Below are 25,753 nucleotides of genomic sequence, written 5' to 3' on the forward strand. Positions count from 1 at the left end.
GGATGTCTTTTTTAGCCTTTACTTAAAGATTTTTATTTACTTAGCTCGAAAGGTAAGACAGCATTTTCAACGATCAGCTTCTCGTTATCATAGATATCTAAAACCATGAAACCCTCGTAATAAGTTCCAAAACTCTCTGGAGGATTTGAATGCTTTTTTAGGGATTGGATTTTTCCCTTGACCTTAAATTTTTTCCACTCTCCTGGATTTATACTATAGTTGTAATTTGCAGTAAAAGGTCCTATGTATTCCATATATTCAACCCAGTTTTTTTGGTTTTCTACATCAAGATCAATTTCTTGACCCAAATAGCTGGATATGCCATTTTCTAATTTTAATACCAAATGTTGGCCTGAATTGGAAAAGGTATTATACCTGTAATCATAATATTCATTCGTAACGTTGGAGAGCGATTTACCAGAAGAGCTTATTGTCGAAAAGAACTGAAATTTTGGATTAGTGGTTCTAATGTCAAAAATGAGTGCTTCACATCCCACAGATCCAATCTCTTTGGCCTGGATGGATCCCTCGATTTCCCTTTCAGATTTAGCATTAGGGAATTCAAAAATCTTTCCCTTAAATTTAAATGACACCGTTTGATTCTGTGGGTCATATTTAAAGTCTTCAATAGAAAAGGATTTTTTAGGCTCTATAGTTTGGGAATAGAAAACACCATGTCCAGTAGGAGTGTTTGTGTTGTACTTTACGGATACCAATTCACCATTGGAGAGTATGGTAAAGGTAATTTCAGCATATTTACCTTCCGCAGCTTCAATTTGGGCCGAAACATAAATTTTTCCGCAATTTTCATTCCCCCCATTGAAAGATACTTTTCCTTTAATTTCCTTGTGGTTCTCAATGAGTTGAAAGGATGGGTCTTCGGAATCAATTTTTTCTTCGGTCTTGTCACAGCTAGTAAAAAACAAGCTTAAGCATAGGAATAAGAATAGGAAAGTGAAATTTTTCATAATCTGTTATCAGTTAGTGTGTTGGCATTAAATGCGCTTTATTTTAATTTCTTCTAGCGCTAATTGTTTAAAGATAGACAATGGAAATGAGTAAAAGTTTATTCTAGGTTAAGATTATTCTTGATTTTTTTCAAGAACTACCAAGCTTAGTGAAAGGAACGACCAAATCAGCATAGTTTATAGCATACAACTGTATTAAAAAAAGGATAATTATTCAAGAGGAATGTAAAGCTTCTATTAATTTGACGAAATCGATATCCTAAATCAAAAAAAGGGTACAAATCAATCATTATTCTTGATGTCTGTTTGGAGATGCGGAAACTAAGACCATTGAGAATTTTACCACAGATAGCTAGGCTAACTGGATCGGATCACTGGATCAAGATTGTGGTAGGAAGCAGTAATCATGCTAATAATATTAATTTAATATTAATACCCTCATTTATCCAATAGTTGGGCTTGTAGATTAGTTATCTGGGTGAATAATATTTCTGCAATATGTATTTGTGTTAATTTTTAAGAAACAATAGCAAGAAGTCAATTTGTTAATTAATGTGGGTTTAAAACTTATGTGGTTTTACATTCAATTTTTGGAATAATTTATGTAGAAATTTTAATTCAAGATATTGGAATCTAGAATAGGTATGCAAAAATTAAAAGTGATTATTACGGGGGCAACTGGAATGGTTAGGGAAGGAGTGCTTCAGGAATGTTTAGTCAATCCTGAAGTAGAAAGGGTATTGATTGTCAACAGAAAGGAATATCCGCTACAACACCCCAAATTATCACAAGCGATTCTGTCTGATATTCAGGATATTGAAAGCATAGGAGAGGATCTATCTTCGTACAATGCCTGTTATTTCTGTGCTGGTGTTTCTTCCGTAGGCATGGATGAACAAAAATACAGCATGTTAACTTATGACCTAACTTTAGGCTTTGCCAAAAAACTATTGGCCATCAATCAAGACATGACTTTCTGCTATGTTTCGGGTTCAGGAACCGATAGCTCCGAACAAGGAAGGACCATGTGGGCTAGAGTAAAGGGTAAGACTGAAAATGACCTGATGAAACTTCCTTTTAAAGCTGTGTACAATTTTCGTCCCGCATTTATGCGTCCTACCCCCGGTGCAAAAAATGTCAAGGGTATCTTTAAACTGATTACTGCCCTCTATCCAATCCTGAGACCGTTCAACAGAACCTATTTCCTAACCTTAGAAGAAGTCGCAAAAGCCATGATCGTCGTATCCATACATGGTTACAATAAGCATGTGCTTGAAGTTGAGGATATTTCATTCCTAGCGTCAAAATCCTGAGTCTTTCTTGTTCCCATGTCCTCCAAAAAACTCCATTTATTGTCTTGAAATAAAAAATTTATCGATTTTTTCAGAATTACATTTTCTCATAATTACTGATAATATAGAAATATATCTACAATTCCGTTTAGGTTTTCCATTATTTTCCTGTAAATTTATTGAGTAAAATTAACTATTGTGAATTGCTGTCTTTGCTATTAGAATATAATTTAATAGCTAGTTATAACTATTTACATTCCTTAACCATTATTACAAAACACGAAAGAGTTTATAAAATTTTTAAAAAGTATAGCTGAAATCAAATTTATTGCGTTAATTCGTGATGAACTTTAACTATTGAAGAGAACACCTAACACAGTTATTTAATTAGGAAACCTGTATTTGAGATTTTTAGAGCCAAAATTATAAATCGTTTTAGCATTATTTATTATTAACTATATTTTTATGTGGAATTCTGACAATTTTACTCGTAGAGGCAAGAGGCTATGGATTATTCCCTTAGTGCTCCTCGCAACTAGTTACAGTCCGGCTAATGCCAATGTTAGCTTTGGACCGAACGCAGTCCTAACCACTAATTTGCAGCAACAGACCGTTTCAGGCGTTGTCCGTGATGCAGGTACTAACCAGCCTATGGGAGGGGTGACCATCTCTGTCAAAGGTACCAATACCGCCACGCAGACCGACGACAATGGTAACTTCTCCATTGCAGCAAATACCGGTCAGGTAATCGTTGCCAATTTCTTAGGGTTCAAGTCCCAAGAGAAAACGGTAAGTTCCAGCACCATGAACTTCTCGCTAGAAAGTTCCGATCAACAGATCGAGGAATTGGTGGTTGTAGGTTATGGTACCATGAGAAAGTCTGATGTGACGGGTTCGATCTCCAACGTAAAAGGAGAGGACATGATCAAGGCACAGAGCTTCAGTCCCCTAGAAAACTTGAGGGGTAAAGCGCCAGGTGTCAACATCTATTCCAACTCGAGCCAGCCAGGTGCCTATGCCAATAGGGTGATTATCCGTGGTACAAACACCATCAACTCTTCTTCAAACCCACTTTACGTGGTGGATGGAGTGGTGATGCAAGATTTCCATTTGTTGAACCCGAACGATATCCAGAGTATCGAAGTATTGAAAGACGCTTCATCAGCAGCGATCTATGGTGCGCGTGGTGCCAACGGTGTTATCTTGGTTACGACCAAAAGGGGAAACAAGGATGGCAGAAGGACAATCAGCTACCAAGGTTCTGTGAGCAGTAACTCTGTTCAGCGCTACATGGATGTTCTGAGCGGTCAGGAATGGGTGGATGCCTTTATGATCGGTCTTGAGAACGAAAACAAATGGCAGGGCAAGAACTGGAACCTGAACAAGAATTCCTGGTTCAATGACCCGAACTATTTCGATGCAAGCGGTAACCCATTGTACAATACGGACTGGCAGAGAGAGGCGACAAGGAATTCCCTGTCCCATAACCACCAGATCGACATCCAACAAGGTGACGAGAATTCATCGGTTGGTGCGTTCTTGAACTACTCTGAAAACCAAGGGGTGGTGAACAATACCTACAGCAAACGTATCAACGGTAAATTAGCCTATGATTCTAAAGTTAAGGAATGGTTATCGACTAGTGTGAACTTATTGGCAAACCATACTTGGGGCCAACATACACCGGAGGATGGTGGGGGTCAGGATGCACGTCGTACCATGATCGAAATGCTTCCATGGTTACCTATCTACCAACCGGATGGTAAATACACTAACTCTTCATCTTCAACGGTTTCTAACGTGTTGGCATTTGAAGGTATGGCAAACCCAGTTTCTATCTTGGATTTGCAGAAGAGAATGCGCTACAATACCCAAATCTTCGGTAATGCGGCATTGACTTTCCATATTGCTGATGGTTTAGACCTGAAAACTCAATTCGGTATTGACAACCATAGAAAAGAATACAGAGGATATTCTTCTATTTTATTGAATAACATCTCAAGACCTAACGGTTGGGCTGAAGTGAGCAGCTGGAATGACCTGTATTGGCAAGAAGAAACGTACCTAACCTACAACAAGACTTTCGACAAACATAGGGTAAATGCTATGGCGGGTCTTTCTTGGCAGGAACGTACCTATTTCGGTTTCAATACCCGTACGGAAGGATTTACTACCGATGCTTATGAATATAACAACTTAGGTGTTGGTTCTATCCCAGGTTCTCCAGGTTCAGGAACAAACAAATGGGCGATGAACTCCTATTTCGTTCGTGGTAACTATAGCTACGATGACCGTTATTCAGTTACTTTAACTGCTCGTGCGGATGGTTCCTCTAAATTTGGACAGGATAAGAAATATGGTTTCTTCCCATCTGCAGGTTTAGCATGGAATGTTTCCAACGAACAGTTCATGAGAGACCAAAATACAGTTAGCAACCTAAAACTTCACACGTCTTACGGTATCACCGGTAACTCGGAGATCGATCCATATTCATCATTGTTCATGATCGGCGCGGGTACTACTTTGATCAATAGTAACCGTGAACCATCTTATGTGGTAGGAAACCTTGGTAACCCAGGATTACAATGGGAAAAGACCAAAACTTATGATGCTGGTTTTGAATTAGGTTTGTTCGAAAACAAATTGAACTTTGATATCTCATACTACAATAGAACAACAACAGACCTATTGTTGAGAGCACCGGTTCCTTATTCAACAGGATTCAATGATGTTTGGAAAAACATCGGTTCAGTTAGAAACAGTGGGGTAGAGGTATTGGTTACTGCTAATCCGATCCGCAGAGATGACCTAACCTGGAATATCAGCTTGAACGGTAGCTACAACAAGAACAAGGTGTTGAAACTAGGTGAAAACAACGAAGACATCCTATTGAACGGATGGGTTGGTGGACCTAACAGTATCATCCGTGTAGGCGAGAACTTGAACAGTTTCTATGGATACGAAAGAGAAAAGATCTATACCGTTCAGGATTTCGAAAACGGAGAGATCGATCAGAACAAGATCGGTAGACCAAAACGTTCTACGACCCAAAGAATCTTAGGACAAGGTGTGCCTGATTGGATGGGTAGCTTTATCAACACCGTGAACTACAAGAATTTCGACTTAACCGTTGACCTTCAGTTTGTTTACGGAGTAGAGACCATGCAACAGTTCTTCCACTCGACCTATGACCGTTTCGGTATTACCAATGGTTTGAAAACTATCTTGACCGATGCATATAATGGAACTAATCCAGGTACCATGCAGCAGGCGATATATTTGACAAACAATGGTCACGCTGGACAGGATACCAATGTGGATTCACAATGGGTGGTTGATGGTTCATACCTACGTGTTAACGTGCTACAATTGGGTTATTCATTCAAGTCAGACCTAGCTAGCAGAATGGGCTTCTCGGCATTGCGTATCTATGCAAGTGCGAATAACCCATGGTTGTTTACCAACAAAGACTTCCAAGGATACGATCCAGAAAGTACTTCATTGGGTGAAGGAAATAAATTCGGTCAGAACATGACTTTCTTCTCGTACCCAAGAGCTAAGACTTTCACTTTCGGAGTTAACCTGACCTTATAATCTATAGAATTATTATTATGAAAACTAGAAATTTTGCAATCGCTATACTATTGACAGGTGTGCTTGGTCTGAGTTCCTGTGAGAAGTTTTTAGAGGAACAGCCTAAGTCCAATGAGACTTTAAATTTCTTCTATAAAACAGAGGCCCAAGCAATAGGAAATGTCAATGCATTATACCGTAGGGGAGCTACCGTAAGATACGGAAATGCAGGAAGTGCATACCTCGGTCCAACGGCTTCCATCCCTACCTTTTTAACGGGGTACTTTACCAACTCTTATGAAAACCAAGAGTTGATCTGTCAATATTCAAGATTATTGAACAGACAGGAAAACACCCGTATCGTATCCAACACCATGAACACGATTTGGAATGATAGTTACAATTCCATCAATATCGCTAATGGTGCCGTGAAACATATCCCTGAGATTCCATTTACGGATGCCAACCAACAGAAGACCTTGATCGCTACTGCTAAGTTCTTCAGAGCTTTCAACTACTTCTATTTGGTGAAAACATTCGGAGATGTGCCTTTGCACTTGGAACCTACTGAAAATCTTGACAACCTTTACCTTGAGCGTTCTCCTGTAGCTACGGTTTATCAAGCTATCGAGAAAGATCTTAAAGATGCGGTCGATGGATTGCCAGCAGTGACTTTCACAGAGAACAAGAACCGTATTACTAAATATGTTGCGGCAATGACGCTTGCGAATGTTTATTTACAACAAGGTAAATTTGCAGAGGCTGCTACCTATTCTAAAATGGTGGTAAACTCTCCGCACAGCTTGACAGCAAATGAGGACTTAAAATTGAAGAGTGCTTACAACAAGTTGCGTACTACAGATAACTTAGCAGAGTCAATCTATGCGTATGAATTTGACGGAACGATTTCTTCAAGTGGTTGGTGGCCAACTTATGGATTCAACTCTTCTGCTACGGCTGTATTTGACAAATATGCCATCTTCGAACGCGTTTATGGACCGACCAAAAAGTTCTTGAACGTGTACAAAGCAGACGACTTAAGGATCCAGCCTAACCAATTTTTCCATTGGGAATATAAAAACCCAAACACTGGAAAGATATGGAAATCTGATGATGCAGGTGTTTGGTACTATGTAGATGAGGCTGCGATATTGACTTCTGGTCGTGGTACCAAAGATTTCAATATCTACCGTTATGCAGAGGCGTTATTGATCGCTGCTGAAAGTACAGCTAAAGCTGCCAATGCGGTTACCGCAGAAGCTGCAGGATACTTGGCAAGGATCAAAGCTCGTGCGAGCACAACCAATAAAACAGTGGCCCAGTACACAACAGAACTTCAGGCTCTTTCTCCAACTGCCTTTGTTGAAGAAGTATGGACTGAACGTCTTCGTGAATTGCCACTTGAGTTTAAGATGTGGGACGACTGTTTGCGTACCGGTAAATTCCCTGTTATTTCAGATACTGAAAAAGGAAAAGTTACTTACATAAACTTAGTTGGAGGCAAAAATGCTTCAGGAGCTACATTCAAAGATTCTGACCTTTTATGGCCAATCTCTCTGGATGAACTTCAACGTAATCCTAAATTGACTCAAAATAAAGATTACCAATCTAAAAATTAAGGCGATAATTTAAAATGGAGAGGCTACCTAATATTTTAGGTAGCCTTTTTTATAAATTCCTTTCGATAAATTGAACCCGCTCCGCTATGGACAGTTTGGGGACTTCAATGGTCTCATAACCATATTTCTCATATACTTTTTTCATGGATTCAAAGGTTTCCAATGCCTCGGCCCAAGATTGTTTCCTTTCAGAATCCGTTACGTAAATTTCCTCCCATGGTGGAAGGATAAATACCTTTTTGTACAAAGCTGAACTCAGGTCATCCTGAATTTCCTGACTGATCTTTATGTCTTCCATTTCCATATAGCAAATGCTGTCCAACAAGCCTCGGTCAAAGAAGACCACCTCATTTTCAAATCGCTGTAGGGTCAACTTATAGGAACACAGAGATTCAGACCACATCCGATTGGCATAGGCTTCTTTGTCGGCCCAGGGTAGAGCAGAGCCTCTGTTCAACACTTGTTCTTTGATGATTTCTCGGGCTACTTCTGGAATACATGGAAACCCCTTTTCTGCAAGCAGTGTTAATAAGCTGGTCTTGCCAGTTCCCGGTCCACCAGTGAGCACATAGTAGTTTCTAATACTTTTCTTCATTAATATTTTTAAAATATAAGCTCCAATATTTCCCCTGGAAGGCCGTTAAAGTCACGGAATTCCCTAGATTGAAAGCCATTTTTAGTTAAGATCTTTTTGGATGCATAATTTTTGGGGTCAATTATGGCAAATAGTCCCTTTAGGTTTTTAATAGATTTTGAGTATTGGACTAAATGTTCGGCTATTTGGCTGGCAATGCCTTTTCCCCAGAATTCAGGAATGATAATGTAGCCTAATTCAGCAATGTCAGCATTGGACTCCGTGATTTCAAGTTTTGCTAATCCAATAAATGAACCTTTTTTCTTTTCTACTATTTTAAAGGTACCAAAGTTAGGGGAGATGGAGTTTAATTTTAAGAGTTTTTTGAAGTCCTCTCTGGCTTCTGCATATTCAAAGGGCCTTTCTGTAATCATTTCCATCACCTTACTGTCGTTTACCAACTTGAAGTAGTTGTCAAAGTCCATGCTGGTGTTTACAAACTTCAGCAGTTTATACTGATCTAAATCCATCATAAATCAATAAATTTTAATAAAAGTAAAAATTATTAATGTAATTAGGCTTTGCTTTTGAAGGATTTATAAAAACTTAAGACAATGGTAACCGCAAATTTATAGTTCAGGGTTTTTAATATGTCTTCTCAGCTTCAAGATCTTGTCGCTGAACAATACGATCAGCAGGACATAAAGCATCTGGGAGAATAATCCTAGATAATTTCGGAGCTGAAGATCTGTGATTTTTGGAAATATCAGTTCAGTGACCAGATAGTTTAAGCAGATTCCAAAAAGCGTACCTGCTGCAAAAAATATCAATGCATATTTCCTGGACTTACTGATTGATTCTTTCTCTGCTTCAATTTTTTCAATCTTAGACATTACCTTAGCATCAAAATCATCAAAAGGCATCTCCAATTTTGCCATCTTCATGATCTCCTTGAAGTCATCCCTGTTCTCTTCCATAATACATGCTGTTTATTTCTTTGTTTAGTTCAAATGCCATTCTTTTCCGAGCACGAAAAAGAATGATTTTACAGTTGGCAGTGGTCCAGCCAGTGATTTCACATAGCTCCGCCGCTGGCAATTCCTCAAGATAAAACAACCTCAAGGCGAGGGCTTCATTGCTGGGTAGCCTTCTCAGCACTTCGTTTATCATTTGTTTCTGTTCCTCTATCATCAAGTTTTTCAAGGCATGGTCATCAAATTGAAGATCATGTTGACCTAGGTCTAGTTCCACAAATTGAATGGTTTTTTTTTGGATCATTTTGTAAGAGCAATGAACCACGATCTTGTAAAACCAAGTACTGAACTTGGAATTGCCCTTAAAATTTTTGAGTGAAAGATAGGTTTGAACAAAGGACTCTTGTGCAACTTCTTCTGCGAGAAGTTCATTTTTTACAATAGAGATAGCAATGGAAAAGGCCATGTCTTTATAGGTACTGATAAAGTAGCTAAAGGCATGGCGATCTCCAGAAAGAACTTTGTCTATGTAAAGACTATCCATCAATGCTGTTCTCTTCTTTTTTGTCCTGTTTATCCGCAAAAATTAATGAAACTCCTACAGTCAAGGCAATGAGCCCAATAATGATAAAACCATCCCAATCAGAATCATTCAGAATGTGCAAGGCAAATAATAGACCTGACAATAGAGATCCAAGGGCAAATCCAATGACCACAACCCCAATTTTCTTCCAAGAATTTGGTTTACCCGGTGTTCTCGGAATCGGTCCGCCTAATTTGGTAATCGTTTCTGACCTATATTTGCTGATAAAATATGTACACAGTACAATACAAGCAAAAAATGAAATTGGAATTAATACTTCGAATGCTTCCATAATATTTGATTTTATACATTAGTGGAAGGCTACGGCGAAAAGGTTACAAAAAATTGGATTTATTTTTTTGGAAATAAAATTATAGTAGTTCTCCTTGCTCTTTTAACTGTTTAAAGATGATCTTATCCACGGCAGAGACACTATCTAGATCAGAATAATTCAACCATTCCATTCGTTCTATTTCTGCACTTGCTTTCAACTCCCCAGTATATTCAGCTCTATAGCAAGTCATTTTGACAAGGATCCCTTCAGGATGGCTGTCGGCCTGTGCCTCAAATGTGCCCATGTATCGGATGCTTTCTGGAATTAATTGGACTTGTAATTCTTCCGAAATCTCTCTTGTCAACGCTTGAATATCCGATTCACCATCCTCTCTTTTCCCACCCGGAATGTAATATTTTTCCTTGCCGTATGATTTTGTCGAAAGGATTTTGCCATTCTTTATTTCGATCCAAGCTAGCTTATCGATCATCTTCATAAATTTTCAGGTTATTGTCCTAAATTAATGAAATATCAGATAACTAGTTTTGGATGACCGGTAAAATTTTCTTTTTGAAATTATCCTCAACTTCCTTTTCTAATAATATAGCACCACGACGATTGATATGCCTATCATCATAATATATCAAGGTGTCTTTGTAATAAGGAGCATCATTATATATGGATGCTTTTGAAATATCCCAGATGAGTACGTTTTTGTTAACTCGTGCGATGGAGTCTATGGTATGCAAGCTATGGGTATTCGGAGTTACTTTAAATTTATAGTCGCTATTTTTCACAAAGCCATGGTTTATCCTTACTGGATTTCGATCTACAATAGGATAGGAGTTGATTAAAACCAACTTTTGATTGGGTTTCAAGGCCTTTGCCAGGGAGTCTACAGCTTTCGTCACACTATGGTATTCATCAAATGAATCTGCAGAAATGATGATGACCTCGCTGGAGGAAATGAGCTCTTTAGTATGCGGAACAAGAGCCCTAGAAAGATTGTAAAACAACATTTCTCGCTCTGGAATTTCCCTCTTGTCGATTCCTTCCAAAGCAGGAAAGCTATCGGAAGTCAAAGTATTGATGGAAAAATGAAATTTCTTGCCAAGGATATTGAATAAAGGTTTGATGGAATTAGCATGGCTGTTGCCTAGCAAAAGCACATGGGGCCTCTTGTCTTTTCGATCGCCTAAGGTATCGACATGGTCCACATTATGCGAGCCGGTTGCAAAGGATGCCTGGGTAAACTCATAGGGTGTTTCAAACTTTTTGGAAAGCCAATGTAAACTATAGGTAGCAATTCCAAATGGGACAACAATACAGGCAAATTTAATCAGGAATTTCTTTGTGCTTCCTTGGCGGATGGAATTTTCGATAAAGGTATAGGATAACCAACTCAGCACAAAAGTTAATATGCTGATGGTCAAAATTTCTTTCCAGTCAAATTGGTGACCTTCAAAAACACCTTCTCTATAACGTTGGAATGCCATCAAAGGCCAATGCCAAAGATATAAGGAATAAGATAGCGTACCTATATAGACCAGTGGTTTTGATGCTAAAAGCCGGGTGATAAAATTGTCATTTGATATAAGGATCAAGCCAATCCCTAGGCATGGCAGAAATGAATTGATTCCTGGAAAAGCTGAATTCTCATCTAAACTCATTAAGCCATAGATCAATAATGAAACTCCAGAAAGGGCTAGCGGGAGGCTGTACTTTTTGTTCTTTACCTGACCGTTACTTAGAACAACGCTCATGAAGGCACCAATCAAAAACTCTGGAATCCTAGCCAAAAGGCTATAGTAGGTTCCACTTTCTTGACCGAAAGCCATGAATCGATACTGGTAATATGCTAAGATGATGCTAATTATTCCGGCAAGGATATACGGTAGGTATTTCTTTTTAAAGAAAATTAAGATAAACGGCAGGAGGAAATAAAACTGCATTTCTATACCTAGGGACCAGGTGTGCAACAGTGGGTTTTCAGCCTGTTTTGCCCCAAAGTAGGAGTCCCCCGTGGCAAAAAAGAAATTCGAAACAAACAGACCTGCCGTGATCAATGAACGTCGTAAAAGCCCAAGGTCCATGGGTAAATAGATAAAGAAACCTAGTATGGAAATCACCATGAGCAGGAAATAATAGGCTGGGGCGATTCTTTTTAATCGACCTTCATAAAATTCCATGATGCTGAACTTGTTTTTCTCTTTCTTGTGAAGGATAATGGAAGTGATCAAATAACCGCTGATCACAAAGAAAACATCTACACCTAGAAATCCTGCGGGAAGCCAACTTGAGTTTAAATGAAATATAAAGACCAAAAGAAATGCAATGGCCCTTAACCCCTGAATATCATTCCTATAACCCATAAAATAAAATTTTATGAAGGTAGAATTTTGATGATTAACTCCATGTAATTGAAATTCTACAAATTGGATATTTTAGTATCGATATCAGTTAATTCTGTCATGGCTTAATTCTTGCAGCCTGTTAAATATGGAAAATCAAGATAAAAATGTTAATGGCAACGTGAATACTAATGTAGAGCCACCTACTCAAGAATATCTTAAACAATTGCAAGAACAAGCTCTCGCAGTGACGAAGGATGAAGATGCTACATTTGGCGAACAGATTATCCGCGAAGGTTTGCAGACATGGCCACAGCTAATCGATGCGGAGTTGGGAAAATTTAAGGATAAGATTTCGAAAGGTTAATACTATCCCTTCGATTTTATATTTTATTCCGACCAATAAAACTGCCCTTTCCCAATAAAAAGGCAATAGCTTTGTCTGTATTTCGAATAATGCTGTTTTCAGTTTTGAGGGTAGCGATATATCGCACAATTTCTTTCCGTAAGCTAGGGCTTATGGCTTCAAAGACGGCTTTGGCATCTTTATTTTCTTCTAGTGCCAGTTGTAGCTTAGGATGTATAGCAACATTTCGGTCTGAAAAATCCAACTTGATCTTGATTGTCAGTTCTTCTGCAATCCTTTTTGGAGAATCTTTCAGCATGCTGGTATTGATGTACAGTCTCCAATCTCCCTTGTATCTTAAAAGTGTTTGCGGATGGTATTTTGATCGGTTTACGGATACTTTCAGTGCTATATTCCCTTTTTCTCTGTTCAGGGTCCTGAATAGTTCATGGAGAATGGGCTCAGGAACAAATACAAATGGATTGATACCAATGATATCAAGAGGTGCTTTAAAGGAATATGAACTTGCCTTACTCATTTTAGCTTTTTGCCTGATTGCATGAATCAATTTATAATATAAAAATGGCATTTTTTTATTTTATTTATTTCGTTTCTTTCATTCTTAACCAAACCCATATGCCAGAAAGCAGCGTAACTAGACCAGCTATATGCACTGCCCACATTAATCCAAAAATATTGCCTACAATACCGGCCATTAATGCTCCAATGGCATAGCCCATATCTCTCCAAAAGCGATATACCCCTAAAGATGATGCTCTCCAATTTGGATGCGCAGCATCGCTCACTGCTGCTAGTAGGGCCGGATAGACCATGGCTGTACCAATCCCTAAAAATACGGAGCCTACGATTCCAGAGGTCAGTGGTTCTAGGAACTCCATGCCGATTACGATATGGCCAATGACTTGAACAAACATCCCCCACACGATCAGTGGTTTGCGGCCCCATTTATCTGCTAAAGGACCGGTGATGATTTGTCCTAGACCCCATACTACTGGGTAGATAGCCTTGATCCAACCTACACCCTCTAGCCCAACACCCATAGACATGAAGAGTAAGGGGAAAACTCCCCAGGACATCCCATCATTCAAGTTGTTGATCAATCCCGCTTGCGAAACAGAGAATAAATTCTTGTTCCGAAATGAGGTCTCCTTAAATGCCCATCCAAGAGTTGGTTTAGGAGTCTTTTCACTAGAAAACCGAGTGGGGATGGCTTGCGCTTCTAATTGAGCAAATTTCCTCGTGTCGCATATGACGAATATGGAAAGTAGCATTCCGATTATGGTGTAAGCAATTCCGATATAGAATGGTTGAGGCCTAAGTCCATATTCTGATGCTATGTAACCTGTCAATAGTGCGGTCAATCCTACAGCTCCATATCCGGCAGCCTCATTCAAGCCCATGGCCAGACCTCGACTTTTCTTGCCCACAAGATCGATTTTCATGTTGACCGTCATGGACCAAGCCAAACCTTGGCTCATGCCCAATAAAACATTGGCAAACAAGATCCAGTTCCAGGAAGGTCCAAAAGCAAGCAAAAAAGGAATAGGTAATCCAATTATCCAGCCCCAGATCAATACCTTCTTACGGGTAAATCTATCCGCTAAAACGCCAGAAATTAGGTTGGTAAACGCTTTGACAACAGCAAAGGCAATAATAAAGGAGAACACCACAACATCCGATTGAATCTTAAAAACCGATGTCCCTACCAAGGGAACAACAGTTCGCTCTAGACCAACCATTCCACCAACCATCATATTCACCAAAATCAATAAGCTGAATTGTTGCCAGTTTTCTTTTAACCCTAACTTTATATTTCCCATTGATCTTTATCGTTGTCAAATCAAAAATGCTGAAATAAAAAGTAAAAGTTAGTTACTCTAGTTACAGAAAAATGGAGTCCGGTTATTTTCTTGATGTCTGATGGTAAATGAAAATAATTCAAGAAAGGGAAGGAAGTTGAATAGTCTAGCCTTTTATACCTGCGATTTAAGACAGGGTAAATTTGAAACAAAAAAGAATAGACCCAATTAATATTAGGTCTATCTTTAATCTTTTGTTGTGATCTTATTCGGATAGTGTTTGGAAAATTTAGCAACGTCATCGATCTCCTTTGACTCTCTTGATATTGATGAAGGGACTCTTCATGAGGTAAAGAAAGCTTTGTTTTTCTTCGCTGTCAAATTCAATTAGGCCATATTTCATCTTGTTGAGTGGAAGAGTCTTGAATGTGCCGAATATTCGGTCCCAAAGAATGAATATATCGGCAAAATTGCTGTCGGTATAAAATTGGTTTTGGTCATGATGTACGCGATGATGATCGGGCATGACGAATATCAATCCGAAAGATCTGTTGAGCCAATTTGGGAAGCGTAGGTTGGAATGTTCCATGAACAGGAAGATATAGAGAATAAAGTAATAAAGGCCCAAAGCGATGACATCGGTGCCGAATACTGCAGCTGAAAGGATGTTTCCAGTTTCATAGACGAGGATCATTTCGAGCGGGTGAAAGCGGAAACTACTGGATGAATCCATGCTGGTGTCGCTATGGTGTACCCGGTGCAAGCGCCACAGTAGAGGGACTTTATGTGCAGCTCGGTGGATCCAATAGGTTGAAAAATCATAAAGCATGACGCTCAGGATCAGCTTTGTCCAGAAAGGAAGCTCTGCAAGGTAGAGAAGTCCTATTTTGTTTTCGTTTAGCCATTCTATGCAATAGACCTGAATGACTACGAAAAAGATATTCATCAAGGTCAATAGGAGTTGGAATAGAATGTTCTGGACAAGGTGTTCGCCTCTTTTTTTGAAAGCAAATGGGTTAGAACTGATCTGTTCTAACGTAAAAAAAAGGACAAGTAATCCGATTATTAAATAATTCGGATCGAGACTTAGAATTTTTTCTAATAATTCCATGACTATATTATTTAAGTAAATAGAATAAGGGATTGTTCTTCTCTAAAGCTTCAATGGTAACACGAGAATTTATTGGGATGGGCATTTACAGTTCCTGATTGATCCTAATAATCTACAGGAGGTTTCGACAAAAGAGGGTGAAACGCAAAGTTAGTGGTGAAATGCAAGTAAGGATTGATAATTTTTCTTATAAATTTTAAGTAATATCTATAAAGAATAGATTAAGTTACAAAGAAAATGAATTGAAATTCAGTATTTTCTGAAAAAATAATGGATTGACTACAAATATTTATTTATTCCATTCAAAAGGTTGAATTTTAATCCATGGCAAAAAAATATTAGAGAAGTCTTCTTACTTTAGTCCCAACTAATTAGTAACACAGTCAATTATTAATTTATTTCTCGATGAATACTCCAGATACACACGGTACTTATGGCGCCTCATTGTTTGATATCAGGTGGAAACAGAAGCGGAAGGCAATTCTGGAAAGGGACAATAATAAGTGTGTCATCTGTCAGGATGTTCATCAATTGCAGGTCCATCACCGCCAATATCATTTCATCAATCGGCTCAACCAATTCAAGGAGCCTTGGGACTATCCAAGTAATCTACTGATCACACTTTGTGCGCTGTGCCATAAGCGTGGGCACCGTAAATATAAAATACCAACCAAATACATTTAATCTAATGGGTCTATTTAATTTTTTTAAGAAAAAACAATCCGAAAGTTCACCTGAAGATGCTTTGCTCAATGGTCATCTGCCACCAATTCCGGAGGATATCTTCGTGGAAAAGGACATTAATCAAGATTGGACTTCTCCAGTAAGTTCATTCACAGGTATCAACACCATTTATGCCTATCTACAGTCCGATTTTGAGTCCAAAGGTTTTAATGATGCATTGACAAGTCCAGATGAAAAATATAAAGAAGATAATCTAAGGCTGATCAAGTTTGATCTAGAAATCATCATTTCAAAGGTCAAGACTTATCATGATTCCTTTCTGAAAGAACTGGAATTCCATATCAATTCCCGAAAAAGATCCGGTTTAGTGGATTTAGTAGAGGAGCTGAATTCCAAAAAGGAGGACCTCGAAAACCATATGCGAAAGGTGGGCGATATTGAAGAGTCGCTTAAGACCGACTCTGGCTTATTTGAAAGAGCGATCTTGGCCTATAAAAGAGGTTTTACCAAAGGATTGGCTTCCATAACCCAAAGGACTTTACTAGCTAAAGAGTTTTAACATGAAAAAGAATCCCTGGCTTAAGTTTGGATGTTTTTTGACGGGTTATAACTATTACCTAGTCCAACATTCCAGTGAGCAGAGCTCAAAGGCGGTAAAGAAATTCACCTCTGCAGTATTGTTGATCGTCCTGGTATGGATGTTCATTGCCTACTCATTTGCCGTTCGTTACTTGCATGTCGGTGTAGTGGGTGGAATTCTTGCATCCGTCATTGCTGCATTTGTGGTGATACAGATTGAAAGGATCATTATACTTTCTACAAAAGTCAATAAATGGTCCGTGACCTTTCGTGTTGGTCTTGCTTTGGTCATGGCCATACTGGGTTCATTTATCTTGGACCAAATAATCTTTAAGGATGATATTGAGTTGAAGAAAACCCAGGTCATGGAAGATCGCGTAAAAATCGCCATTAATAATTCGGAGAAAGACATCGATGAGCAGGTAAAAAGCATAGATGCGAGCATTGAACAATTGGAAGCTAGGCAAAAAGTAGTTTCTGATGACTTGCAGAAAAATCCAGTGATCGTAACTTCCTATACCAATACCTCTGTCACTCGGGACAATCAAGGAAACCGGATCAACAGTACGAATTCAACCAATAAAATGGTCAATGAAAACCCTAAGAAAAGGGAGTTGGAGCAGATCAATGAACAGATCAACCTGTTGAATGGTCAGAAATTCAAGACCCTTGGCTCCTTGGATTCCATCAAGGCCAATAAGGAAAAAGACCTAAGGAAATCCTCAGGGTTTATTGATGAACTGAATATTCTGCACGAGGTTATTACCAGTTCAAAAATTGGATTGATTGTCTATCTACTGTTCTTTTTCTTTTTTCTTTCAATCGAGCTTTTCGTAGTTACTATTAAGCTTACAGATAAGGCCTCAGATTATGATAAATTGATCCATCATCAGACTGAAGTACGCTTAAAGATGCTGGAGCGGCTAAATGGGTAGAAGGGTAGCTTATTGTTTTTGTATAGCCATAATATGGTGAAACAAGTTTTTTAAGCGGCGCTTTTCATCCGTTAACTGGTCAATTTATATAATTTCGCCACCCAGGTTTTATTGTTTGTGATAAATCCTGGGCATATTTGTGTTCATTTGAATGATTTATGGAAGGGTTCCTATCTCAGGATAGCAGCTTCCAATATTTGAAGCTCACACTATGAAAAGACACAATTTTACATTTTATTCCCTATTTATTCTGATCGGAACGGTCCTGTTCACTTTAAGTTCATGTAAAAAGGACAAAAAAGAGGATGGGGGTGATTCTCCTGAGAGTTATGATCCTGCTTATGATGGCATGAAGATTTATATGTTTGGCCATACCACAAAAGAAGGGGATGCATTAGGTTCAAGACCGGCATATTGGTATAACGGAAAAATCAGTTATTTAGAAGGAGCTGAGAATGGCGGAGTTGTGCTGAGTGCCTATCTAAAAGGAACGGATTTATATGCTGTTGGGTATGAAGGGAGGGTTGGAGATGATGTTAGCTCTCGGATACCGATGTATTGGTTGAATGGGAAGAAGAATGTCATTGAGCAAAATACCTTTTCTGCAGGCAACCAAATATTTGTATCGGATGCCAAGGATGTTTATGTCAAAAGGACTTGGTACCAAAATGGGAAGGTACATTCTATCGATATCCTGAAAAATGGAAAGCTTTATGATCTGGAAAAGAAAGATGGTAAAAAACCAATTATTGAAAAGGTTACCGGTATAAATAATGATGTATATGTCATTCAAAGAAGTAGTATATCCCTCGTTTGGAAAAATGGTAAGATCTATACAGAACGGAAATCTCCTGAAATGATTTCAGATATCGGTTTTAATCAGCAGGATATATATTTGTTTACCACTATAATATCTAATAGAGGGACCGATTTGCCATCCTTATTAATTTATAAAAACAATAAGGTCTTTCAGTCCATCAAATTAAAATCAGATAGGGAGATAGGAAGCATCAGCGGTGTCAAGTTCTTTGTCGAAGGAGCGAACACCTATATCGCTGCAAGTTTTAGGTTAGATGATCAAGGTGAGATCGTGGTTTGGAAAAATGGGAAAATCCATCAAGAAATCAAACAGAATAAAATTATCGATGATCTATATGTGAAGAATGACCGAGTGTTTATAGGTGCCTATTCACCTGAGTCAGGAAATCATTTTGATACGTACTGGATGGATGGGAAGGAATTGCCAATCGATGGCGGTTGGAATAATGAAATAAATGTAACGAAGATTGTGGTAGAAGCAACTAATTAAATCAATCTCAAAAGATGTTTTAATGCGCTGTATTCATTTCTGGTAAAAATGAAGTTTTGCTAGAATTTTCTGAATTCCAATATTTTCTTATTAAAAATAAAAAGTTTATAAAGTTCGCTTAGGCGAACTTTTTTGTTTTCAAATATCAGCTGTACAGGTGAACGGTTTATTCAATAATCAACCAGCAAAAATTGAAAACCATCAATGCAAATTATCCTTTCAGTCTTAAGTGTATGGAGATTGTGAATAGTCAAAGTCATATCCCAATATTCCTCGTTCGATACCATAAACGTCCGTATTAATTAAAAAAGTTATTAAATGTGTGCTATATGAAATAGGGTTCAAAAGGTTTTGCTATGATTTTATTAAAAATTTCAATAAAATACTTGTAAGTTTATTTATAATTAATATATTAGTTTCATAATAAAATACAGTTCCAGCATTGTTATGTGTTGATAATGTTGAAACTATACCATACCAAACCAATGACCAATAAAACTAAAATGATCCGAGGATCACTCTGTATGCTTATGTTTTGCCTTTTGCTAAATCCGCTGAAGGGTCAGGAAGTCAAAATTCTTGAAGGTTCAAAGCCTGGAAGTTTTAATGTCCGCAGTAACATGCTGGGCTGGCTATTTCTTGTTCCCAATCTGGGGATGGAATATCGTGCTGCTGATCGAATTGGCCTTTTGGCCGATGGGGGACTGTCGCATTGGAACTTCAAGCGGAATGGCAATGACCATTACTGGCGTAACTGGTATGCCGCTCCTCAACTGCGTTATTACACAAATGATTCGCGGGATGCCTACATAGGCCTGAAAGGTACCGTCGGCGACTATAACATCTCCAATGAACAAGGCCACTTTATGGGCGGGGGATTTACTTTCGGAAAGCAGTATGCTGCTGGGGAAAAGCTGTTGATCGATATCGGGCTTACGCTTGGTTTCCTTCAATTTAGCAAAGTGGAAAAGATGCGCCATGTAAATGGAGAGCACTACCGTACAGCAACCATTCCTGACAGGACCTACTGGGGACCAACGGGAATCAGCATTAGCTTTTCTAGACGAACCAATTAAACCTTAAATGAAATGGAGAAAAATTATCAAAAAACACGAAAAAGATCTCGCGTAGTTTGCTGCCTATATATCACTATCCTAGTCAGCTTTCTGTTTCCTTCCTGTAGTAGGCTAGAACTGACCGAACAGGGGCATTACCTGTTGCAGACGGACTGGGAAAAACGAACAGAGGGAATTTCAATCCCTAACAGTTACCAAGTCATTCTTGATGGAAAAGTACATTCCTTTGGCCAAGGTCAGGCTGATTTGCCGGAACTGTTTCCTGGTAACTATCCCTATCTAGCTTATAACCTTGCTTCCGGATTTGATATTGAATCTGGCATTGCCAAACAGCACACTGAAAACGGACAATTGATCCCAATGCCTGAATGGCTTTTTTCTTCGACTGGCGAACTTCAATATGCAAATGAAAGCAACGTGGAAGCCACTGCAGTAATGCAACAACAAGTCCGTCAATTGACCATTATCCTCGAACCAGAGGGAGGGAGTGCGTCCAACATCAATTCGATCCAAGCTCAATTATCTGGGATCGCTTCTGCTTGGGACCTACAGGGCAATGTGCCCTCAGGGAGTCCGAGTAGCGTACCGTTAGACTTCAAGAAGCAGGCAGACGGCACATGGATGGCTGTGATCCGCATTCTTGGCGTGCAAGGTGGGAAACAGATGATTTCTGGAACCTTGAGTTTTGACCAAGGGGTACCTGAAGTCGTAGCCATGGAGTCGGACATGACTGAGCTGCTCGCAGATGCAAACACGGACAAACATATCCCAATGGAGCTCAAGGCAAAGGTAGAAACCCAAACAGCTGCAGGATTTAAAGTTAGTATCAAGGACTGGGTCAAGCAAAACGCTTCGGGCCAGGCTTGGTAGCCGTATAAAATCAAATCGTGTTAAAGCCACGATTTTAATAGGTATTCCTAATAAAACAAATGAAAGTAATGAAAAGAAGAACGATATACTTCCAACCTATGAAAATCATCATGTTTTCCATGGTTCTGCTAATTTTTGGTTGTAGCAAGGTAAAGGATGGACCAACACCTCAGGGAGAGAAGATCAATTTTAAGGTTAACATCAATAACGGAAAGGAAAAGAAAGCTACGGTACACCCAACATCCAGTGCTGATTTCACAACTACCTTTAAAGTAGGTGATGAGATTGGGGTGTTTGGTGCTGCTCAAGGAACAAATTTGGTTGCTTCAGGCAATCCGATCCACAACGCTAAACTCACTTACAATGGTACGGGGTGGGATGGAGACATAGAGTGGCCAAATGGAGCCGCTAATTATGATTTTTATGCATATTACCCATATCAACCTGATCCATCAGTAGAAAATCCTATAGATCCATTGCAAATACATTTTTATCCAAGCTCCATGAATGAAGGATTGAATGGGTTTGCAAAATCAGACTTGATGTCAGGTGCAGTAGGGAGTGTGGTAAAAGGGGGGGATGTTGAATTAGTTCTTACCCATAGGTTGGCTATGCTGCAGATAGAAGTATCTAAGGGAGCGGGGGCAGGAACGGGACCAGATCAAAGTTTGGAGGTTTCAGTGACCTCTAATATAGGAATGGCAATGTTGAATTTATATAATCATAGTTTATTGAATATCAATGGAAATATTTCCTATTACCTATATAGGGTAGAGCAACCTTCGTCCCCAGATTATTTAACCAAATTTACCTATCGTGCTTATTTGCCAGTTCATAACCTGCCAAATTCAAAAGAAATAATAACATTAACAAGTACCGTCGGTACAAAAAAATATTTACTTCCAAAGGTTGTCCAACTCATGGCTGGGGAAGCAAAGATAATAAAACTCGATTTTTTGATTGAGTAATGAATAATACAAACACAATAGAAAAAGATAATTATTAACAGAACTGAAAAAATCAAAACAATAAAAAATGAAAACCCAATTATTAACCAGTATTGCTCTTGTGGCATTAATGTTCAGCTCGTGTAGTAAGGTCGATAACCTTAAGGAAGAAACCTCTGACCAAGTAAGATTTACTGCAGGAATGAAGAAAGCGACTATAAACAATGGAATAACCAGTTCCTGGCAGACGGGAGATCAGATAGGGATATTTATGCTGAATACAGGTACTGCAGATGTTTATGGTGGTATGGCAAATAAGTTATATGTGACAAGTGACGGAATTGATTTTGCTCCTCAACCAGGCCATGAAATCTACTATCCGGTATCTGATAGCAAGGTAGATTTTATTGCATATTACCCGTACAGACCAAGTATTACAGCATTAGGAGATAATTATGAAATTGATCTTTCTACACAGGCCAATCTTGCTCAAAATGATTTGCTTTGGGTAAAAGTGAACAATGGCAACAATGGTTACAATAAAAGTACAGCCGGACAGGTTCCTCTGGAATTTGAACATAAACTGTCCAAGATAGCTATTGTTCCAAATGCTTCAACGGGTATGGACGATGCCAGTTTGGATTGGGCTAATATGACAGTACAGGTTACTGGTATGAACACAGCGGCCGATTTTGACCTGTCGACCGGTACACTAAGCAATCCAAGCGCAGCACTTGCGGTGGCGCCTTTTGCAAAGACAGCAGGAGCGCTATATGAAGCCATCGTGCTTCCAGCAACCTTTGCTGCAGCAGGTGATCTGCAAATCAGTTTCACGGTTGGTACAGATGTATTTGTATGGAAAGCGGCAGCTGGTGAGCAATTTGAGGCTGGAAAACAGTATACCATTAGCCTTGATATTGAAAAAACGGGTGTGAACCTGAGTGGTATAACCATCACAGATTGGGAAACAGAAAGTAGAACAGGTATAGCAAATTAATGTATAGGTACAGGGGAAATTAACCTGTCCTGAACAATATGATGTTCTTTCTTGCATAAATTGATCTGAACATCAGTTTTTCGCAAGCCCCAACATTGGGGCTTGTGATAGCTTGCCAAGATGGTGATATAAATTCAATGGAAAGCGAGATGTAAGCCTGTGGCAATTACATATGGAATAAACAGAACATTCAATTAAGGAAAAAATATAATTCTATAGCAGATGAAAATCCAATTAATAACCTCTATCGCACTTGCGGGGATCCTGATCAGTTCTTGTAGCAAGGTAGACAACCTGAAGGAAGAAACCTCGCAGGTGGTCAACTTCAACGCCGGAATGAAAAAGGCAACCGCCAACAATGGGATCACAACGACTTGGAGCACAAATGATCAAATAGGGATATTTATGGTCAACAATGGGACTTCGGATATCTATAATGCCATGAGCAATCGATTATACCAAACTGCAGACGGGAGCAACTTCAACGCCGCAACAGGACAGGAGATTTATTTTCCAGTATCTGGAAGTAAAGTAGACTTTATTGCCTATTATCCTTATCGAGCAGGGATAACCAATCTTGGTAATTTCGCCATTGACCTTTCTTCCCAGACTGATCTTGCGTCTAATGATCTATTATGGACAAAAGTTGATAATGCAGGTATTGGTTATGATAAAACTTCTGCAACGATGGTTCCACTGGAATTTGAACATAAACTGGCAAAGCTGGTCATCCTGACATCGGCAGGTAGCGGAATGGATGATAGCAGCCAGGAATGGGATGATATGGAGGTGTCGATGGCTGGCATGAATACTTTGGCTGACTTTAGTTTGGCCACTGGAGTGATCAGCAATCAAAATACCCCTGCCACTATTGAGCCTTTTGGAAAAACCTTGGGTAGCCGTTATGAGGCGATCGTTCTTCCAAAAACATTTGCAGCTGCCGGAGACTTTTCGGTAAGTTTCAGTATTGGGACTGATGTGTTTGTTTGGAAAGCCAATGCTGGTTTAGAATTTGAAGCTGGTAAGGAGTATACCATAGACCTTGATATTGCAAAAATTGGAATGGTACTCGGAAATGTGACGATTAGAGATTGGCAGCCTGAATCCTTGACAGGAACAGCCAACTAAAATAAAGATATAGACACCTCTGCAGTTTGCAGGGGTGTTTTTTTATGCTCCAAATTTCTAAACTTACTTCATGTTAAATGCATTTATTTGAGGTTATGTAGATTCTTGTTTTATCTTTGTGTAAACTAATTGTAACCTTGAGGTATCTTATCTGTATATTTTTTGTGCTGTCTACTTTCTGCCTATCTGCGCAGACAGTTTATAAAACTCCATCAGGCAGTAAATACCATACTGCAACGTGTCGTTATGTCAAGAATGTTTCAAATGCGTTGAGTATTGCTGATGCCCAAAAAATGGGTCTTAGTGCCTGTTCGCAATGTAATCCTGGGCAAACGAAGCCAAAAGGATTTGTAGGGACAGCTCAAAGTGGATTAGGGATAAAACCAGGAGAAGCGCAAGGGGCAGTTTCTCGGTCTGTACAATGTAAAGGTAAGACCAAAAAAGGCACACCTTGTAAGCATATGACAAGAAATGTCAATGGATATTGCCATCAACATGAGCCGAGGTAGGTTTTTGTGTAATCTTAGTTCCGGATTGGAATGTAATAATGGATAACAGCACCGGATTTGAAGGATTTTGTTTCGCGAAGGTTCATGTCAATTCGTTTTTCAATTTTATCAAATAACATTAGTCCTGGGCCTGCAATAATGGGGTGAATGCATAGCTGAAATTCGTCGATAAGGTTTTGATTCAGCAATTGAATGATTAAGCTCCTGCTGCAGATTAAGATGTCTTTCCCTTCTCCGTTTTTTAATTCTTTGATCTTTTCGGACAATGGTTTTTCGGACAATTGTGCAGTATCCCAGCCGGTTGATAGTATGCTGTTGGAGAATACGATTTTTGGAACCTTGTCTATGGCTATTGCAAAATCATTGTGAGATTGTTGGTCGGAAGGGTTGCTAAGGAGGGTTTGCCAAAATTTCATCAGTTCGAAGGTAATTCTACCGTAAAGGAGAGTATCGGCATTTGATATGAGCTGACTGTAATGATCATGGATATCAGCATCGGGACTTGGAACGGTATGATCGCAATTTCCGTCGAGGGTCATATTGAAGGCGGCGGTTATTTTTCTCATGGTTGTGGGAGTTTGATAAATCAAAGATAAGGAAGGGAGGAGGGAATTGGCTTGTCATAGGGCAAGAAATGTAGGGGGAAGAGAGGGGGTTTTGATGTAAAGGGTGTATTTTTTGAAACACAGACATTCTTTAAAGGAACAACGAGCTTTTCTTTAGCATCCATAGGATTTTTATCTGGGACCAACAGGTTCTCCTTTAGCTTTCAAAGGGATTCTTTGAGCGAACACTGATACTCTTCAGTGAACAACGAGCTTTTCTTTAGCATCCATAGGATTTTTATTTGGTACCAACAGGTTCTCCTTTAGCATACATAATATCCTCAATATCATTCTAACTTGAAACATCAAACGGTTATTTGAGGGAGGACGGGATTGCCTTCGGCGATCCCTGGAGGGGGGAGGCTAAAAGATAGTATCAAAACCTTCGCTCGTTACACTCGCTGGTTTTATTTTTCACATCAAATTGCTTTAAGCAAGCTTGGCAATTTGATGTAAAAATTAAAACCCTTCAATTAACATTGAAGGGTTTTAATTTATCTTTGCGGAGAGGGCGGGATTCGAACCCGCGGTACCGTTTCCAGTACGACAGTTTAGCAAACTGTTCCTTTCGGCCACTCAGGCACCTCTCCGGGTTTCGACAGTGCAAACATAACGCAAAATTTTCACTC

The 25,753-nt window shown here is 39.1% G+C and carries 26 protein-coding genes and 1 tRNA gene; 14 read left to right on the plus strand and 13 right to left on the minus strand.

What is annotated here, in order from left to right; all coding sequences use genetic code 11:
* Positions 1-32: 32 nt before the first annotated feature.
* Positions 33-968 carry a hypothetical protein gene (locus ACWIB3_RS15880; RefSeq protein WP_454292104.1) on the minus strand — a complete coding sequence of 312 codons (936 nt, stop codon included), beginning with the start codon at positions 966-968 and terminating at the stop codon, positions 33-35.
* A 644-nt stretch (positions 969-1,612) separates the two neighbouring features.
* Between ACWIB3_RS15880 and ACWIB3_RS15885 the strand changes: the two genes are divergently transcribed.
* From ACWIB3_RS15885 to ACWIB3_RS15895, 3 genes are all read left to right on the plus strand, one after another.
* A complete protein-coding gene (locus ACWIB3_RS15885) occupies positions 1,613-2,281 on the plus strand; it encodes a hypothetical protein (protein WP_454292105.1) in 669 nt (222 codons plus the stop codon).
* A gap of 444 nt (positions 2,282-2,725) precedes the next feature.
* Positions 2,726-5,854 carry a SusC/RagA family TonB-linked outer membrane protein gene (locus ACWIB3_RS15890; protein WP_454292106.1) on the plus strand — a complete coding sequence of 1,043 codons (3,129 nt, stop codon included), beginning with the start codon at positions 2,726-2,728 and terminating at the stop codon, positions 5,852-5,854.
* Positions 5,855-5,871: 17 nt separating this feature from the next.
* Complete coding sequence (locus tag ACWIB3_RS15895) at positions 5,872-7,452, plus strand: RagB/SusD family nutrient uptake outer membrane protein (protein WP_185213829.1); 1,581 nt, start codon at positions 5,872-5,874, stop codon at positions 7,450-7,452.
* A 49-nt stretch (positions 7,453-7,501) separates the two neighbouring features.
* Here the strand turns inward: ACWIB3_RS15895 and ACWIB3_RS15900 are convergent, their stop codons facing one another.
* The 7 genes from ACWIB3_RS15900 to ACWIB3_RS15930 form a co-directional block, all read right to left on the minus strand.
* Positions 7,502-8,047: an AAA family ATPase gene (locus ACWIB3_RS15900; protein WP_185218319.1), complete on the minus strand. Its 546-nt coding sequence runs from the start codon at positions 8,045-8,047 to the stop codon at positions 7,502-7,504.
* Between the two features lie 8 nt (positions 8,048-8,055).
* Complete coding sequence (locus tag ACWIB3_RS15905) at positions 8,056-8,559, minus strand: GNAT family N-acetyltransferase (protein ID WP_214648504.1); 504 nt, start codon at positions 8,557-8,559, stop codon at positions 8,056-8,058.
* A 96-nt stretch (positions 8,560-8,655) separates the two neighbouring features.
* Positions 8,656-9,003, minus strand: a complete 348-nt coding sequence (locus ACWIB3_RS15910) for a hypothetical protein (protein WP_185213831.1) — start codon at positions 9,001-9,003, stop codon at positions 8,656-8,658.
* A complete protein-coding gene (locus ACWIB3_RS15915) occupies positions 8,984-9,544 on the minus strand; it encodes an RNA polymerase sigma factor (RefSeq protein WP_185213832.1) in 561 nt (186 codons plus the stop codon). Before ACWIB3_RS15915 ends, ACWIB3_RS15910 begins: the two co-directional genes overlap by 20 nt.
* Positions 9,537-9,875, minus strand: a complete 339-nt coding sequence (locus ACWIB3_RS15920) for a hypothetical protein (RefSeq protein ID WP_454292107.1) — start codon at positions 9,873-9,875, stop codon at positions 9,537-9,539. The genes ACWIB3_RS15915 and ACWIB3_RS15920 overlap by 8 nt, the downstream gene beginning before the upstream one ends.
* A 79-nt stretch (positions 9,876-9,954) precedes the next feature.
* The gene (locus ACWIB3_RS15925) at positions 9,955-10,347 is read right to left on the minus strand and encodes an NUDIX hydrolase (RefSeq protein WP_454292108.1); all 393 of its coding nucleotides are present in this window, start codon (positions 10,345-10,347) and stop codon (positions 9,955-9,957) included.
* A 49-nt stretch (positions 10,348-10,396) separates the two neighbouring features.
* Complete coding sequence (locus tag ACWIB3_RS15930) at positions 10,397-12,229, minus strand: acyltransferase family protein (protein ID WP_454292109.1); 1,833 nt, start codon at positions 12,227-12,229, stop codon at positions 10,397-10,399.
* 127 nt (positions 12,230-12,356) lie between these two features.
* On the opposite strand from ACWIB3_RS15930, the gene ACWIB3_RS15935 reads away from it, so the two are divergent.
* Positions 12,357-12,575, plus strand: a complete 219-nt coding sequence (locus ACWIB3_RS15935) for a hypothetical protein (protein WP_185213836.1) — start codon at positions 12,357-12,359, stop codon at positions 12,573-12,575.
* Positions 12,576-12,591: 16 nt separating this feature from the next.
* On the opposite strand, the gene ACWIB3_RS15940 is transcribed toward ACWIB3_RS15935, so the two are convergent.
* The 3 genes from ACWIB3_RS15940 to ACWIB3_RS15950 form a co-directional block, all read right to left on the minus strand.
* The gene (locus ACWIB3_RS15940) at positions 12,592-13,092 is read right to left on the minus strand and encodes a YdeI/OmpD-associated family protein (protein WP_454292110.1); all 501 of its coding nucleotides are present in this window, start codon (positions 13,090-13,092) and stop codon (positions 12,592-12,594) included.
* 64 nt (positions 13,093-13,156) lie between these two features.
* The gene (locus ACWIB3_RS15945; protein WP_454292111.1) at positions 13,157-14,395 is read right to left on the minus strand and encodes an MFS transporter; all 1,239 of its coding nucleotides are present in this window, start codon (positions 14,393-14,395) and stop codon (positions 13,157-13,159) included.
* 277 nt (positions 14,396-14,672) lie between these two features.
* On the minus strand, positions 14,673-15,485 hold the full coding sequence (locus tag ACWIB3_RS15950) for a sterol desaturase family protein (protein WP_185213838.1): 813 nt from the start codon (positions 15,483-15,485) through the stop codon (positions 14,673-14,675).
* Between the two features lie 405 nt (positions 15,486-15,890).
* Here ACWIB3_RS15950 and ACWIB3_RS15955 point away from each other — a divergent pair, with 405 nt between their 5' ends.
* The 10 genes from ACWIB3_RS15955 (at position 15,891) to ACWIB3_RS16000 (ending at position 24,519) form a co-directional block, all read left to right on the plus strand.
* Positions 15,891-16,169: an HNH endonuclease gene (locus tag ACWIB3_RS15955; protein ID WP_185213839.1), complete on the plus strand. Its 279-nt coding sequence runs from the start codon at positions 15,891-15,893 to the stop codon at positions 16,167-16,169.
* Positions 16,170-16,173: 4 nt separating this feature from the next.
* Positions 16,174-16,728, plus strand: coding sequence for a hypothetical protein (locus tag ACWIB3_RS15960; RefSeq protein ID WP_185213840.1), 555 nt, complete (start codon positions 16,174-16,176; stop codon positions 16,726-16,728).
* A gap of 1 nt (position 16,729) precedes the next feature.
* On the plus strand, positions 16,730-17,683 hold the full coding sequence (locus ACWIB3_RS15965) for a DUF4407 domain-containing protein (RefSeq protein WP_185213841.1): 954 nt from the start codon (positions 16,730-16,732) through the stop codon (positions 17,681-17,683).
* Between the two features lie 211 nt (positions 17,684-17,894).
* Positions 17,895-18,992, plus strand: a complete 1,098-nt coding sequence (locus tag ACWIB3_RS15970; RefSeq protein WP_454292112.1) for a hypothetical protein — start codon at positions 17,895-17,897, stop codon at positions 18,990-18,992.
* A gap of 458 nt (positions 18,993-19,450) precedes the next feature.
* The gene (locus ACWIB3_RS15975) at positions 19,451-20,068 is read left to right on the plus strand and encodes a DUF3575 domain-containing protein (RefSeq protein ID WP_454292113.1); all 618 of its coding nucleotides are present in this window, start codon (positions 19,451-19,453) and stop codon (positions 20,066-20,068) included.
* 12 nt (positions 20,069-20,080) lie between these two features.
* Positions 20,081-20,938, plus strand: coding sequence for a FimB/Mfa2 family fimbrial subunit (locus ACWIB3_RS15980; protein WP_454292114.1), 858 nt, complete (start codon positions 20,081-20,083; stop codon positions 20,936-20,938).
* Between the two features lie 68 nt (positions 20,939-21,006).
* The gene (locus ACWIB3_RS15985) at positions 21,007-21,906 is read left to right on the plus strand and encodes a fimbrillin family protein (RefSeq protein ID WP_454292115.1); all 900 of its coding nucleotides are present in this window, start codon (positions 21,007-21,009) and stop codon (positions 21,904-21,906) included.
* Between the two features lie 67 nt (positions 21,907-21,973).
* Positions 21,974-22,882 (plus strand): fimbrillin family protein, encoded by a 909-nt coding sequence (locus ACWIB3_RS15990; protein WP_454292116.1) that lies wholly within the window; start codon positions 21,974-21,976, stop codon positions 22,880-22,882.
* A 222-nt stretch (positions 22,883-23,104) separates the two neighbouring features.
* Positions 23,105-24,010: a fimbrillin family protein gene (locus ACWIB3_RS15995; protein ID WP_454292117.1), complete on the plus strand. Its 906-nt coding sequence runs from the start codon at positions 23,105-23,107 to the stop codon at positions 24,008-24,010.
* Between the two features lie 116 nt (positions 24,011-24,126).
* Positions 24,127-24,519 carry a hypothetical protein gene (locus ACWIB3_RS16000; protein WP_454292118.1) on the plus strand — a complete coding sequence of 131 codons (393 nt, stop codon included), beginning with the start codon at positions 24,127-24,129 and terminating at the stop codon, positions 24,517-24,519.
* 14 nt (positions 24,520-24,533) lie between these two features.
* On the opposite strand, the gene ACWIB3_RS16005 is transcribed toward ACWIB3_RS16000, so the two are convergent.
* Together ACWIB3_RS16005 and ACWIB3_RS16010 are read right to left on the minus strand one after the other, a co-directional pair.
* On the minus strand, positions 24,534-25,085 hold the full coding sequence (locus ACWIB3_RS16005; protein WP_454292119.1) for a dihydrofolate reductase family protein: 552 nt from the start codon (positions 25,083-25,085) through the stop codon (positions 24,534-24,536).
* A 542-nt stretch (positions 25,086-25,627) separates the two neighbouring features.
* Positions 25,628-25,714 (minus strand) — tRNA-Ser (locus tag ACWIB3_RS16010).
* Positions 25,715-25,753 lie beyond the last annotated feature (39 nt).

This window comes from Sphingobacterium sp. NPDC055431, from assembly GCF_053644255.1.